Genomic DNA, 12,911 nt, shown 5'->3' with positions numbered 1-12,911 from the left:
GTCGGTTTAGATGCAAATGGCTAACTTCGTACGGCAAAGATAGTAAGAAACTCCCTTGCACAATGAGTCTAGAACCAAGACAGCAACTGATACTGCGCTATAAAACTTACTTGAGGCTGGAGCAGCACCTTTCGGACAATAGTATCGACTCCTACCTCTATGACGTGGACAAGCTCTACACCTACATAGAGGATATGGGGCTGAGTCTGCGGGAGGTGGAGCTGCAGCATCTCAATAACTTTGCGGCGCATCTACTGGACTTAGGCATCTCGATGCGCTCGCTGGCTCGTGTGCTGAGCGGTGTCAAGAGTTTCTTTCGCTTCCTAACGCTAGAGGAGGAGATAGAGCGTGACCCGACAGATATGCTGCAGACGCCACCGATACATAAGAAGCTCCCTGAGGTGCTCACGCTGGCAGAGATAGATAGCCTCCTCGGAGCTATCGACGAGGATCGTATCGAGGCCTCACGAGACACGGCGATCATAGAGGTGCTCTACAGCTGCGGGCTGCGCGTTTCGGAGCTTTGTGGGCTGACCTATTCCGATGTCTTCCTCGATGAGGGTTACCTGCATGTGTGGGGCAAGGGACGCAAAGAGCGACTGGTGCCGATGAGCCCCAAGGCGGTTGCTGATGTGCAGCGCTATCTCAATGATCCATACCGCTATAATGCGAAGCCGGAGTATGATCAGTACCTCTTCATCTCACGTCGTGGTCAACCCATCTCTCGTATCACGGTCTTCTGTCTGATCCGTACACTCGCTGAGCAGGCCGGCATACAGAAGGAGATCAGTCCGCATACGCTGCGACACAGCTTTGCTACGCATCTACTCGAGGGTGGAGCTGACCTGCACGCTATCCAGCTGATGATGGGACATGAGAGCATAGCGACGACGGAGGTCTACACGCATGTGGATCGCTCTGCACTTCGTGCTGACATCTTGCGCTATCACCCTCGCAATCAGCAGCACCCTACGTCGCACGACGAGTGCCCCCCTACACAGTTTTAAATGCAAAAGCAGGAGACAGCTCGTGAGCCGTCTCCTGCTTTGATTGTATTGTAGTGCTTCGCTAAGACTTAGAAGCGATAGGTAGCACCGAGTGTGAGGTAGGTTAGTCCATAACCAAACTCACCCATGATAGCCCAGCGGTCTGAGAAGTAATAGCGAGTACCGACGTGCGCGCCCCAAGCGAAGCTAGCTTCTGTGTCTCTGTCCTTAACTTTGACGTCAGCTACCTTTACTTTGTAGTCCCAGCTGATGATTTTTAGTCCGAGCATCAAGCTGAAGTAGGTGTCGAGCCTATCTACAAACTGATAGTGCAGAGATGCGCGCGGCCCGATGCGTGTCTGGCTCCATACGGAGTGATCATACTTCTTATTGCGATAGACCTCTGCACCTAGGTAACCACCGACACCGATAGACCCATTGCCATCAAAGAGCCCACTGGCTACACTGTGGTCGATACCTAGAGAGAGCGGAGGTAGGATGACATTGTAGTCACCACTGAAAAGGGTACCACCGATACCGAGCCCGAGGTTGGCGGTAGTCGTCCCTTTGCTAAAGGTGGACTGCGCCTGAACTGCAAAGCCAAGCGTTAGCATGGCGATGAGGAGTAGTGCGATTCTTTTCATAGTTAGTAGTGTTTATGAAGTGATTGAGTTGATTAGGCTTTGTTGGCGCGCTTGCGGTCTAGTTCGTTGAGGAGTATCTTGCGCAGACGCATAGACTTGGGCGTGACCTCTACATATTCGTCTGCCTTGATATACTCTAGCGCATCCTCTAGGCTAAAGATGACGGGAGGCGCGAGTGCTACCTTGTCATCACTACCAGCAGCACGCATATTGGTGAGCTTCTTACTTTTGCAGACGTTGACCGTCAGGTCGTTTTCTTTCGTATGCTCACCGATCACCTGACCTGCGTAGACCTCCTCTTGGGGAGCGATGAAGAAGCGTCCGCGGCTCTGGAGGTTGTTGAGTGCGTAGGCAAAGGCGGTACCACTCTCACCCGCTATGATGCTACCATTGTTGCGTCGCTCGATGTCGCCGCGCCATGGTCCGAACTCGAGGAAGCGGTGTGCCATAACGGCCTCACCCGCCGAAGCTGTCAAGACGCTGTTGTTGAGTCCGATGATGCCTCGCGAAGGAATGTTGAAGACTAGGTGCGTACGACCGTTCTTGCTCTCCATGGCGGTCATCTCGCCCTTGCGCTGTATGACCATATCGATGATGCGGCTACTGGTCTCGTCGGGGAGATTGATGGTGAGCTCTTCGATAGGCTCGCACTGTACGCCGTCTATCTCCTTGATGATTACCTGGGGCTGTCCGACCTGTAGCTCGTACCCCTCACGGCGCATCGTCTCGATCAGCACGGAGAGATGCAGGACACCACGTCCGAAGACGTTCCACGAGTCTGCTTGGTCAGTCGTCTCGACACGCAGAGCGAGGTTTTTGTCTAGCTCACGCATCAGACGCTCGTGGATATGGCGGGAGGTGACAAACTTACCTTCTCGTCCGTAGAAGGGAGAGTTATTGATCGTAAAGAGCATCGACATGGTCGGCTCATCGACGGAGATACTGTCTAGAGCCTCCGCATGCTCAGGGTCAGCGATCGTGTCGCCAATGTCAAAGTGGTCAAAGCCTACGATGGCGCAGATGTCGCCACTGGAGACGGAGTCCGCTTTTGCCTTGCCAATGCCCTCAAAGGTGTAGAGCTCCTTGACCTTCTCACGATGTGGCTCGCGATCCTTGTGGCAAAGGAGTACGGTGTCGCCGTTGTGTATGGTGCCACGATGCACACGCCCCACTGCGATACGTCCCACGTAGGAGCTGTAGTCTAGCGAGGTGATGAGCATCTGCAGAGGACCGTCCAGCTGTTGTGGAGCGGGTATCTCGGAGATGATCGCATCGAGTAGAGGGGTGATGTCTTCCGTAGGCTTCTCCACGTCACGGCTCATCCAGCCCTGCTTGGCACTACCGAAGAGGGTGACGAAGTCGAGCTGATCATCGGTAGCCTCTAGCGAAGCCATCAAGTCGAAGACCATATCCTGCACCTCCATGGGGCGGCAGTTGGGCTTGTCCACCTTATTGATGACGACGATCGGCTTGAGTCCTATGGCAAGTGCTTTCTGTAGTACGAAGCGCGTCTGAGGCATCGGACCCTCGAAGGCGTCTACTAGGAGCAGGCAGCCGTCGGCCATGTTGAGCACGCGCTCCACCTCACCGCCGAAGTCAGCGTGTCCTGGGGTGTCGATGACGTTGATCTTGACCCCTTTGTAAGTTATGCTGACATTCTTGGATACGATTGTGATCCCTCGCTCTCGCTCTAGGTCGTTGTTATCTAGAAAGGTATCGACCTCTGCAGCCTTGTCCTCTCGAAAGAGCTTAGCTGCGAGGAGCATTTTGTCAACGATGGTTGTCTTACCGTGGTCAACGTGGGCGATGATAGCGATATTTCGTATTTCCTGCATTTGTGTGTGGAGTCGTGTCCTTAATTACAAGTGCAAAGGTACGAAAAACGGCGGGAGAGATAAGGATTAGAGATTAGAGGTTAGGGATCAGAGTTTAGAAGTTAAAGATTAGAAGTTAGAGATTAGGACCGCAGTTTGCATCTCGTCCCTACCTTGGAACTCATATGTGCTACGGATACAGCGTGATACGAGCGAGGCTCCCTGTGCCCTGAAATGACAAAAGTCCCTAGCGCTAGAGATAGCACTAGGGACTTTGTCGTAATATAGGTCAGGGCGTTACCCTTGTATCGCAGCTCTGATGTCGATCATCTGGAGCGCAGCGATGGCGCACTCGGAGCCTTTGTTGCCTACGGCACCGCCAGAGCGGGCACGAGCCTGCTCGATGTTCTCGACGGTAACGAGTCCGAAGATGACGGGCGCCTTGCCACGCAGATTGAGCTCGGTAGCTCCCTCGGTGACGCTGTTGCAGATGAGGTCGTAGTGTGAGGTCTCGCCACGTATGACGCACCCGATGACGATGATAGCATCGTAGGGCTGAGTCGCCTCACTGAGTAGTGTCGCCGTATAGGTGAGCTCGAAAGCTCCTGGCACGGAGAAGGTCTCGACTTGCTGGCGCTCTAGACCGCACTCTAGGAGTGTCGTGACAGCTCCGTCACGGAGCGCGTGAGTGATCTCAGCGTTCCACTCCGAGTAGACGACAGCGATGCGGTGTACGTCCGCTGTGTGTCTGTGCTGGAGCGTGTAGTGAGCCGGTGTCTGCTGGCTGTGGAGTTGTGAAGACATGGATTTTAGAGGTTAGAGGTTAGAAGTTAGAGGTTAGACTTTAGAGGTTAGAAGTTAGAGATTAGACCCTAGAGCCACTAGTTATCTCTAATCTCTAACCTCTAACTTCTAATTTCTAAGAATCTACTTCTTAAGCTGAGCCTCTACACGGATGATCGAAGCCTCGATGCTCTCAGATTCAGGAGCTGTGTAGTACTTGTCCTGGATCTCTTTGTAAGCATTGAGTGCCTTGTCGTACTGACCTAGCTCCTCGTAGACATGGCCTGCCTTGATGAGACAGCTGGGCGAGACGACGGGGTTGTCGGCAGCCTTGGCAGCGTCCATAAAGCACTTGGCAGCCTTGTCGTACTGACCTAGCTCTACGTAGCAGTCTCCGATGAGACGGGTGATAGAGGGAGCGACCATCTTCTCCTTAGCTTTAAAGGTCTTGAGCTCGCGGATAGCCTCCTCGTACTTACCCTCGTCGTAGTAGATGATACCAGCATAGGCGTGAGCCAGCTTGCCGGCATCGGTGCTGCTATATTTGTCAGCGATCTCTAGGAGACCCATGGCTCCAGCTGCGGGGGCGTTGAGCGCTGCGCTATCAGCGCCTGCCATAAACTGCTCCTCAGCAAGGTATAGCTGTGCTGCTGCCTTGTCGCCACGGGGCTTGACCACCTTGTCTATGTAGAGCCAGATGCCCACACCTAGCACGATGACGCCCAGCACGCACCAGATGATGGTCTTGCTGTACTTCTCAATGAATTGCTCGCTACGAGACACGATCTCCTCAGAGTGGTGAGAGCCTTGTGACCCAGATTCTTTTAATGCCATACTATATCAATTCGTTTTATGTAGTTATCTATTCTATGTGAAATGAGCTATTGCCTGCAAAGTTAGCAGTTTCGGAGGAATAAATCACTCTTTTGCCTTTTTGACCTTAACAAAAGAGTCAATCGATGTAGCGACGGGTGATCTCTCCGTAGCTGTCTATGCGCCGATCACGCAGGTAAGGCCACCAGCGTCGGACTAGCTCGGTGCGCTCTAGATCGAGCTCCACGACAGCGCCCGCCTCCTCCGTTTGACTCAGATCACAGAGCATCTCGCCTTGCTGACCCGTGACGAAGCTGTGACCCCAAAACTGTATCCCCTCGGTGACGCCTGAGGGGTCCGGCTCGTAGCCGACACGATTTACCGCAATGACGGGGAGGTTGTTGGCGACAGCATGACCACGCTGCACCAGTTGCCACGCATCGATCTGTCGCTGCTGCTCTTCGGGCGTGTCGTAAGCAGCGGTGCCGATAGCGGTCGGGTAGATGAGTAGCTCGGCACCCTTGAGCGCCATAAGCCGTGCAGCCTCGGGGTACCACTGATCCCAGCAGATGAGGATGCCGAGACGACCCACGGAGGTATCGATCGGCTCGAAGCCTAGATCGCCAGGGGTGAAGTAAAACTTCTCGTAGTAGGCGGGGTCGTCCGGTATGTGCATTTTGCGGTAGCGACCCGCTATGGAGCCATCTCGCTCTAGCACTACGGCGGTGTTGTGGTAAAGACCTGTGGCGCGCTTCTCAAAGAGTGAGAGGACGATCACCACGCCCAGTTCACGCGCTAAGGCGCCGAAGCTTTCGGTCGAGGGACCAGGGATTGTCTCCGCTTGGTCAAAGAGTGCGACATCTTCGGTCTGGCAGAAGTACAGTCCGTTGTGCAGCTCCTGCAGTACGATCAGCTCGGCACCCTCGTGGGCTAGCTGACGGACGCGCTCTTGGAGGCGATGGACATTGTCCGTATGGTCAGCACCATTGTGCTGCTGTATGATACCTACTTTCATCTTGTTATGGTGTCTAGAAGTGAAGGGTTGAGGAAGCCTTGCGGTATCTGCATAGAGATGCAGTGCAGGCTGCCGTGCTGCTCGACCAGTATAGAGCAGTCGATCGGTACGACCTCGAGGTGAGGCAGTGCTTGCTGGAGTATGCGCTGTGCTTCGCTGTCGGTGCGGCGCCCGTAGATGGGGAGCAGGAGCGCCCCGTTGACGAGGAGGAAGTTCGCATAGGTGGCTGGTATAAGGCAGTCCGCCTCATAGCGTGAGGGGTAGTCGCCCACATCGGGCAAGGCGATCAGTCGCAAGTTGGGACGCTGACTGGCTAGCTCCTGTAGCTGACGCTCTAGCTCTGCCAAAGCGGCGAAGCTCTGCGCCGTAGGGTCACTGGGAGAGACATATATAATAGTGTCAGAATCTACGAAGCGTGCGATCGTGTCTATATGCCCATCGGTGTCATCGCCAGGCAGAGGAGACACCTCTAGTGAGCAGTAGTCGGTCAGCCCGAGACATTGTAGCAGAGCCTCATATATATAAGGTGTCTCGCAAAGATGCGGATTGCGGAGCGAGTCTTCTATGCAGGACTTGGTGGTCAAGAGGAAGCCCTCGCCATTGCACTCCAAAGCTCCCCCCTCGAAGGTTAAACTTGATGCCTCAAAGTAAGCGACATCCAGCGCAAAGAGATCCTTCATCATGAGGCGACGCACCACAAGGTTGTCAAGTGCTGAGACAAACTTACCGCCCCAAGCGTTGAAGGTGAAGTCAACGAGGATGCGTGCGCCATTGGGACTCTGGAGAGCCAGAGGACCATAGTCACGGCACCACGTATCATTGGTAGGGCAGGGGACAAGTAGGCAGCGCTTACGCAGCTCCAAAGGTAGGACGGCATACTCCGCTGGATCTTCCGGCACGAGTAGCACGACCGGCTCGAAGCGTGTCACCTGTGCGATGATGTCGCAGTAGGTGCGCTGCACCTCGTGTAGGATCGGAGCCCAGTCGCTCTGGCTGTGTGGCCAGGCGAGGAGGATAGCATCTTGTGGCACCCACTCGGGGAGCATCTGCATAGTCTCTTGTGTCATAAGTCTCTCACCGCATTAGTGTGTCACGATCTTAAGGTCTTGTCGCTGGGCCGCAGCCATACTACCCAGTATGCCTAGCCCGTCTTGGATATTGTTGTAGATGAGGATCGGCTCCGTGAGTCCCGTCTCACTCATACTGTTGTAGCGGTCTGAGGTGACCGTCTGCCAGTAGTGATAAAGGTCGCCCGTGATCGCATAAACGGTGACACGCAGAGCGACATAGTCCGAGACATCGCTCGTAGTCTGTGCCTCATCTGTGGAGCCATCGGCATTGCAGACCCGCGTGGCAAAGGAGAGCGTCGTCCTGAGCGTGTAGTCGCTTGTCGAGACGTTAGAGCCAGCCAGCAGATTCATCGGATAGGCATTGGCCGACTCGAAGATCAGGTCGCCACTGCTAAACTTTGCCAGGCTTGGATCCTGCATCTGCTCCTGATACCATCTATATCCCTCCGGTTGGATGCTCTCACCTCGCATCACTGCTTGCCGCTCTACGATGATACGGTAGTAGCTGTCCTTCGTGATGCCTTGGAGCGGGATGGATAGTTCGTAGTTTTGTAGCTCTAGGTATTGCCCTTTCTGCAGCCTTACGTTTGAAGCGTTGCTCACCCACGAGGTACGACGGCTCTTGTCTAGCGTCTTAACCTCTACAGCACCGAGCTTAGGCTGTGCGGGTACCGTGGTAACGGCTGAAGCTGCTTTGAGCCCCGACTTCTCTACTGAGATCGCTATGCGGTCACCCGTCTGTGGCTTGTATTGCGCCACCTCGCTGAGCGGTACGAGCTGGTCGTTGACCTTAAGCGTCATACGATAAGGGCAATCGGGGTGGTCGTAAGGGTAGTAAACATTCGTACTGGGCGAAGCAACTCCCGTCGGCTTGCTCTGGGAGAGCGAGATGTCGATGCCCTGCTGCTCCGTGGCGACCGCATTGATGACGATGCGAGGCGTGTTGTCGCCTAGGTCGAGGGGCACCGTCGTCCGACAGGCTGCAAGGAGCGTGATGAGTAGTGCGCTACTGGCCAACTGTATATATTGTATAGGTCTCATAGTGGTCTCGGGTTAGAAGGAATAGGTGTAGCTGATATTGGGCAGGATCGGGAAGATCGTCACCTGCTGCAGCACGGTGCGGTAAGCGTGATCGCCCGTCTTTTCGCTCACGGGAGTGACCAGGAAGGGGTTCATATTATTGTAGGCGTTGTAGACGCTGAGGTTCCACAAACTCTTGCCCCGCTTGTGATGCTTCGTATAGGTGACGCTGAGATCCAGTCGGTGGTAAGGCTTGAAGCGGTAATTGTTGCGCTCAGCCACATAGTTGAGCGTCCCCGATGCACCATACATCGATGGGGCTAGCGGATCTCTCATGCCATCGTACTCATGCGTTGCGATGGTGCCCGTCTGACCCGAGGCAAAGACCCAGGTGGCGGCAAAGTCCCAACTCTTGCCCAGCTGATACATCGCAGTGATCTTAAAGTCGTGAATGCGGTCATACTTAGCGGGGAAAGTGCGCCCGAAGTTGAGCTCCTCGCCCGGCTGGTCGAAGGTGCGCCACGTACGAGCCCAAGCGTAGCTCACCCAGCCCGTTAGCTTGCCCACCTTACGTTGCCAGAGCAGCTCTACGCCGTAAGCCGTGCCACGACCCATGGCGACCATCTGCTCCCAGTTTGTCGAGACCCCATAGAAGAACGAACCCTCCTTGTACTCCAGTACGTTGCTCAGAGGCTTGTAGTAGCCCTCCACCGAGAAGTCGCCCCACCGAGGCACATGGAGGAATAGCCCCGCCGTAAAGTGGTGCACATGCATCGGCTTGATGCGGTCCGTCGAGGGGACCCACAGATCCGTAGGCAGGCTCAGACTATTGTTCGTTAGGAGGTGCACATGCTGCGTCATCAGGGCGTAGCCCACCTTAGCCGTCAGAGTAGGCGTGATGCGCCAAGCAGCACTCACACGTGGCTCTATATTATGGTAGTCCTTGCCACGCACATAGTAGAAGCTGTAGCGTAGCCCCGCATTAAAGGTCCACTTATCCCCCAGCTTCATCTCATCCTCAGCATAGAGCGAAGCCTCGTGGGCGTAGATCTTAGGATTGCTCCCGAAGACATCGAAGTCCGTCCCACTAAAGTCGTTGAGGTCCTTGCCGTTAACCTTTACGGAAGTCATCTCAGGACGAAAGGTGTGGAAGGTGTAGTTGGCGCCAAAAAGCAACTGGTGCTGCTCGACTGGCGAGTAATGCAGTTCGCTCGTCAGGAGCCAGTCACGGATACCCGAGTCGTAGTTCATCGCCATGGGCGGCTGATCCTGGGTTTCTTGCATCTTCATGCGTAGCCTAGAGCGGTACTGCGTATAGGAGGCTGTGGTATTGAGAAAGAGCTGTCCGTTGATGACATGGTTCCACCGCAGCGAACCCATCGCATTACCCCACAGCCAAGACATCTGCTGCTTGTCATCTCCACTAGTATAGTGCGTCCAGACACGGTCGTTGCCGTAATAGCCGAAGAGGTACAGCTGGTCCCTATCTGAGAAGCGGTGCGTCACCTTCAGGTTCAGGTCGTGAAAGTTATATCCGCCCTTCACCTTCTCGCCATCCTCACCCTCCTGGCGATTACGTATCGCCAGGGCTATCGCAGCCAGTAGGTCTAGGTAGGTGCGCCGTGCCGAGAAGTTGAAAGTGGTGCGATCTTTGACGATCGGTCCCTCTACATTGACCTTCGAAGAGATCAGTCCCACGCTCACATTGCCGTGGTACTCCTGCATGTCGCCATCCTTGAGACGCACGTCCACGACCGACGAGAGGCGCCCCCCGTAACGAGCGGGGAAGGTGCCTTTGTACAGCGTCACCGACTTGACCGCGTCGGGGTTGAAGGTCGAGAAAGCCCCCAGCATGTGATTCGGATTGTAGAGCGAGATGCCGTCCATGAGAATCAAGTTTTGGTCGGGATCGCCACCACGCACGAAGAGTCCCGACGAACCCTCCGAACCGCTCTGCACACCGGGTAGTAGCTGCAGCGCCTTGATCACATCCTGCTCGCCAAAGAAAGCGGGTAGTCGCTTGATCTCGCTCGCCGATATGTGCTGCGCCCCGATTGTAGCTGTCTCGACGCCCGAGGGGTTCGGACTACCCACCACGACCACCTCGCCGAGTAGCTGCCCCTCGATGAGCGAAGCCGAGAGCGTCGTATCGGACGAGAGCTGTAGCCGTATCGTGTCGCTCTGATAGCCCACGTAGGAAAACTGCAGGAGCACCTCACCCGCTGGGAGTGTCAGCGAGTAGTGGCCGAACTCATTTGTCACGGTACCCGTGCGGCTATTCAGCTCCATCACATTGGCGGCGATCAGCGTCTCGCCACTCTGCGCATCATGCACGAAGCCATTGATCGTGAACTTGCTCTGCGCCTGTCGTGGCGCTTGCTTTTGTGCCTGCCCGCTCAGTGGCGTGGCGAGCATCATTAGTAGGAGAGCCAGTAGCCCCACGATAAAGTCATATCGACGTAAATAGGTCATAAGTAGTTTGCTATACGTTGCTAAGACGGGTGCTCAATGAGCATTTAACCGGCGATCCCCGAGCGTCAGTTCACGACCCACTCTCGCCGTTAGTCGCTGCAAAGGTACTGAATTAGAGATTAGAAGTTAGAGATTAGAGCTTTTGTATGACCCGACGAGAGTACTGGTTAACAAGGGTAAAGCACCCTCCCTGCGATAGAGACAATATTAGAGAGACCCCCCTCGGTCGGATCGTGTCCGGCTGAGGGGAGTCTCTTTTTCGTGTCGGGGAGAGGGCTAGTCCCACTAGTTGCTATCTCCGACCGTAGCTGATCTGGAAGGTCAATTCGTATGCGTCACCTTTCTTCTCGGTAAACATAACGCCTCTGAGAGGTACCTTCGGGTCAAACTTCGTATTGTAAGCCTCATAGGCACTATCTCCAGCGAGCTTTGTAAAGTGTGCATCCTCTGTGAAGCCATAGTGCTTCATAATCTCTAGTAGAGCCTCCTGTACATCTAGATCATCAGGATTTGTAAATGTATCCGGATCTGCCATATAGTCCTTAGGATAGTGCTTGTTGGGTATCAGCTTGATGTGTAGTGGGGCCCCTGGTATGGAGTGATTGTAAATGAGTGCGTCCATACAAAACTGTGCCTCCTCGGGGATCTCTTTTCCGTTGTCATCGAGCTTCCTAGGCGAAGCGAAGTAGTATAATAGTTTTTCCGCTTCAGGCTCTTGCTGCTGATAGATCCAGCCATAGGGGCTTACGGCAGACTTAAAGAAGTGGAGATTGTCTGGCACAAACTCTTCTTCCGTTGGAATGTATATCGGTGCAAAGTATTTCTGATCTTCGGCAGAAGCATCCAGTCCTAGATAGCGAGACTTGTCGATATCGTCAGGCTTCGTTACAGACACCTTACAGACTTTTGTTACGCCCCCTGCGGTCGCTTTAACCTCTGCTTGTCCCTCTGCGATAGCCTTCAAGATACCCTGCTCAGATACGGTGACTATCTGCGTATTGGTAGATTCGAAGGTGACTTTGAGGTCTTTTGGAGATACGTTTACCTCGAGTTTATAGGTGTCTCCGATTAGGAGATCGACTGTTTTAGTTATGCCGAGTTTTACTTCGACGGGTTGTTCATTGTCTTTTTCCTTACAAGCACCTAGCCCCATACAGCAGATGAGTAGGGTGAAGAGGGTGATGAGATTCTTTTGTGTCATAGACTATAGTGTGAAAATGATTTGATTGCAAAGCCATTCATCCTACAAAGTTATATCCTTTCTTGATGCGATGCAAGAGTACGCAAGCAGCTCTGTCGGAATTTGGATTTACCTACCTGGCGGTCATATCGGATTGCGAGCCTTTTGGCGGGAGTCGCGAAGGGGGGCTATTCGTTGCTGAGCTGCTCGCGGAGGAGCTGCTGGCGGCTTTTGCTACGGGTTACCATGAAGACACCGAGCAGGATGAGGATAGCGGAGGCGACTTTGGCGAGTGTGAGATGGTCTTGACCCATCATGACAGCCAGCATGGAGGCAATGACGGGGATGCCGTAGTTGTAGATGCTGACGACGGTAGGGCGCAAGCCTCTCTGTGCGAAGAGCAACAAGAGGTAGGCGACGAAGGTGGCGCCCACGACGACGAAGGCTAGCTGCCCGTAGAAGGTGGCGTCGAAGGTACTCCACTCGGTGCGTATCATGTCACGTACACCCATCGGAGCAGAGCCGTAGAGGGAGATGACAAAGAGCCACTTCATCAAGGTAACCGGGTGGTACTTTTGTATGAGTGTCTTGAAGGAAGTTAGGTAGATGGCGTAGGAGACGGTTGCTGTGGCGCAGATCAAGTCGCCTAGCGTAGAGCCAGCGGTAGAGGAGCCGTTGGTGGACACGAGGAGCAGGGCTCCTGAGGCGCCGATGAGTACACCGATCCCCTTGAGCCGTGTGATGGGCTCCTTGAGCACGACAGCTGCGAGGAGCATGGTGACGATGGGTCCTAGCGTGGCAACGAGCGACTGATTGACAGGTGAGGTCATCGACATGCCAATGGCAAAGAGCCCTTGGTTGAAGAAGATACCTGTCAGCGATGCTAAAGTCATTTTCCCCCAGTCCTTGCGGTCGATGCGCTCTCGAGGCACCCACAGCGAAGCGATCCAAAAGAGTATCGTAGCGCCTAGGAAGCGACAGAACATGTGCGTATATGGAGTGAGCCCCCCACCAAGGAGTGCCTTGGTGAAGGGCCCATTGATTCCAAAGATAATGGTGACGCATAGCATCACGAGGTGTAGTCTCCAGCGAGAACTCATTACGATAGTATAGT

11 protein-coding genes are annotated in these 12,911 nt (G+C 54.3%); 1 reads left to right on the top strand and 10 read right to left on the bottom strand.

All coding sequences use genetic code 11. The annotated features are described in order from the left end of the window. Positions 1 to 62 precede the first annotated feature (62 nt). Positions 63 to 1,007 carry a site-specific tyrosine recombinase/integron integrase gene (xerA, locus tag PORAS_RS00195; RefSeq protein WP_004331764.1) on the top strand — a complete coding sequence of 315 codons (945 nt, stop codon included), beginning with the start codon at positions 63 to 65 and terminating at the stop codon, positions 1,005 to 1,007. Between the two features lie 68 nt (positions 1,008 to 1,075). On the opposite strand, the gene PORAS_RS00190 is transcribed toward xerA, so the two are convergent. The 10 genes from PORAS_RS00190 to PORAS_RS00145 all read right to left on the bottom strand — a co-directional run bounded on the left by PORAS_RS00190 (position 1,076) and on the right by PORAS_RS00145 (position 12,897). Beyond that, positions 1,076 to 1,630, bottom strand: coding sequence for an outer membrane beta-barrel protein (locus tag PORAS_RS00190; protein ID WP_013759722.1), 555 nt, complete (start codon positions 1,628 to 1,630; stop codon positions 1,076 to 1,078). A gap of 32 nt (positions 1,631 to 1,662) precedes the next feature. After that, positions 1,663 to 3,465, bottom strand: coding sequence for a translational GTPase TypA (typA, locus tag PORAS_RS00185; protein ID WP_004331776.1), 1,803 nt, complete (start codon positions 3,463 to 3,465; stop codon positions 1,663 to 1,665). Positions 3,466 to 3,741: 276 nt separating this feature from the next. Next, positions 3,742 to 4,248 carry a 6,7-dimethyl-8-ribityllumazine synthase gene (ribH, locus tag PORAS_RS00180; RefSeq protein WP_013759721.1) on the bottom strand — a complete coding sequence of 169 codons (507 nt, stop codon included), beginning with the start codon at positions 4,246 to 4,248 and terminating at the stop codon, positions 3,742 to 3,744. A 123-nt stretch (positions 4,249 to 4,371) separates the two neighbouring features. Continuing rightward, positions 4,372 to 5,061: a tetratricopeptide repeat protein gene (locus PORAS_RS00175; protein ID WP_004331787.1), complete on the bottom strand. Its 690-nt coding sequence runs from the start codon at positions 5,059 to 5,061 to the stop codon at positions 4,372 to 4,374. A gap of 118 nt (positions 5,062 to 5,179) precedes the next feature. Next, positions 5,180 to 6,055 carry a carbon-nitrogen hydrolase gene (locus PORAS_RS00170; protein WP_013759720.1) on the bottom strand — a complete coding sequence of 292 codons (876 nt, stop codon included), beginning with the start codon at positions 6,053 to 6,055 and terminating at the stop codon, positions 5,180 to 5,182. Next, entirely contained in the window at positions 6,052 to 7,122 is a 1,071-nt protein-coding gene (locus PORAS_RS00165) for an agmatine deiminase family protein (protein ID WP_013759719.1), read from the bottom strand. The genes PORAS_RS00170 and PORAS_RS00165 overlap by 4 nt, the downstream gene beginning before the upstream one ends. A 15-nt stretch (positions 7,123 to 7,137) precedes the next feature. Then, complete coding sequence (locus PORAS_RS00160; RefSeq protein ID WP_013759718.1) at positions 7,138 to 8,166, bottom strand: DUF4249 domain-containing protein; 1,029 nt, start codon at positions 8,164 to 8,166, stop codon at positions 7,138 to 7,140. A 12-nt stretch (positions 8,167 to 8,178) separates the two neighbouring features. Further along, a complete protein-coding gene (locus tag PORAS_RS00155; RefSeq protein ID WP_013759717.1) occupies positions 8,179 to 10,617 on the bottom strand; it encodes a TonB-dependent receptor in 2,439 nt (812 codons plus the stop codon). Between the two features lie 292 nt (positions 10,618 to 10,909). Then, positions 10,910 to 11,818: an Ig-like domain-containing protein gene (locus PORAS_RS00150; protein ID WP_004331734.1), complete on the bottom strand. Its 909-nt coding sequence runs from the start codon at positions 11,816 to 11,818 to the stop codon at positions 10,910 to 10,912. A gap of 167 nt (positions 11,819 to 11,985) precedes the next feature. Then, complete coding sequence (locus PORAS_RS00145) at positions 11,986 to 12,897, bottom strand: DMT family transporter (protein WP_004331756.1); 912 nt, start codon at positions 12,895 to 12,897, stop codon at positions 11,986 to 11,988. Positions 12,898 to 12,911: the final 14 nt, after the last annotated feature.

Source organism: Porphyromonas asaccharolytica DSM 20707 (genome assembly GCF_000212375.1).
GTDB lineage: Bacteria > Bacteroidota > Bacteroidia > Bacteroidales > Porphyromonadaceae > Porphyromonas > Porphyromonas asaccharolytica.
Note: the sequence above shows the minus strand (reverse complement) of the source record. Positions and strands in the feature narration are given on the sequence as shown.

What these genes read in the sequence shown, in the direction of transcription:
- xerA (WP_004331764.1), top strand. Translation starts at nt 63, where the DNA reads ATGAGTCTAGAACCAAGACAGCAACTGATACTGCGCTATAAAACTTAC.
- PORAS_RS00190 (WP_013759722.1), bottom strand. Translation starts at nt 1,630, where the DNA reads ATGAAAAGAATCGCACTACTCCTCATCGCCATGCTAACGCTTGGCTTT.
- typA (WP_004331776.1), bottom strand. Translation starts at nt 3,465, where the DNA reads ATGCAGGAAATACGAAATATCGCTATCATCGCCCACGTTGACCACGGT.
- ribH (WP_013759721.1), bottom strand. Translation starts at nt 4,248, where the DNA reads ATGTCTTCACAACTCCACAGCCAGCAGACACCGGCTCACTACACGCTC.
- PORAS_RS00175 (WP_004331787.1), bottom strand. Translation starts at nt 5,061, where the DNA reads ATGGCATTAAAAGAATCTGGGTCACAAGGCTCTCACCACTCTGAGGAG.
- PORAS_RS00170 (WP_013759720.1), bottom strand. Translation starts at nt 6,055, where the DNA reads ATGAAAGTAGGTATCATACAGCAGCACAATGGTGCTGACCATACGGAC.
- PORAS_RS00165 (WP_013759719.1), bottom strand. Translation starts at nt 7,122, where the DNA reads ATGACACAAGAGACTATGCAGATGCTCCCCGAGTGGGTGCCACAAGAT.
- PORAS_RS00160 (WP_013759718.1), bottom strand. Translation starts at nt 8,166, where the DNA reads ATGAGACCTATACAATATATACAGTTGGCCAGTAGCGCACTACTCATC.
- PORAS_RS00155 (WP_013759717.1), bottom strand. Translation starts at nt 10,617, where the DNA reads ATGACCTATTTACGTCGATATGACTTTATCGTGGGGCTACTGGCTCTC.
- PORAS_RS00150 (WP_004331734.1), bottom strand. Translation starts at nt 11,818, where the DNA reads ATGACACAAAAGAATCTCATCACCCTCTTCACCCTACTCATCTGCTGT.
- PORAS_RS00145 (WP_004331756.1), bottom strand. Translation starts at nt 12,897, where the DNA reads ATGAGTTCTCGCTGGAGACTACACCTCGTGATGCTATGCGTCACCATT.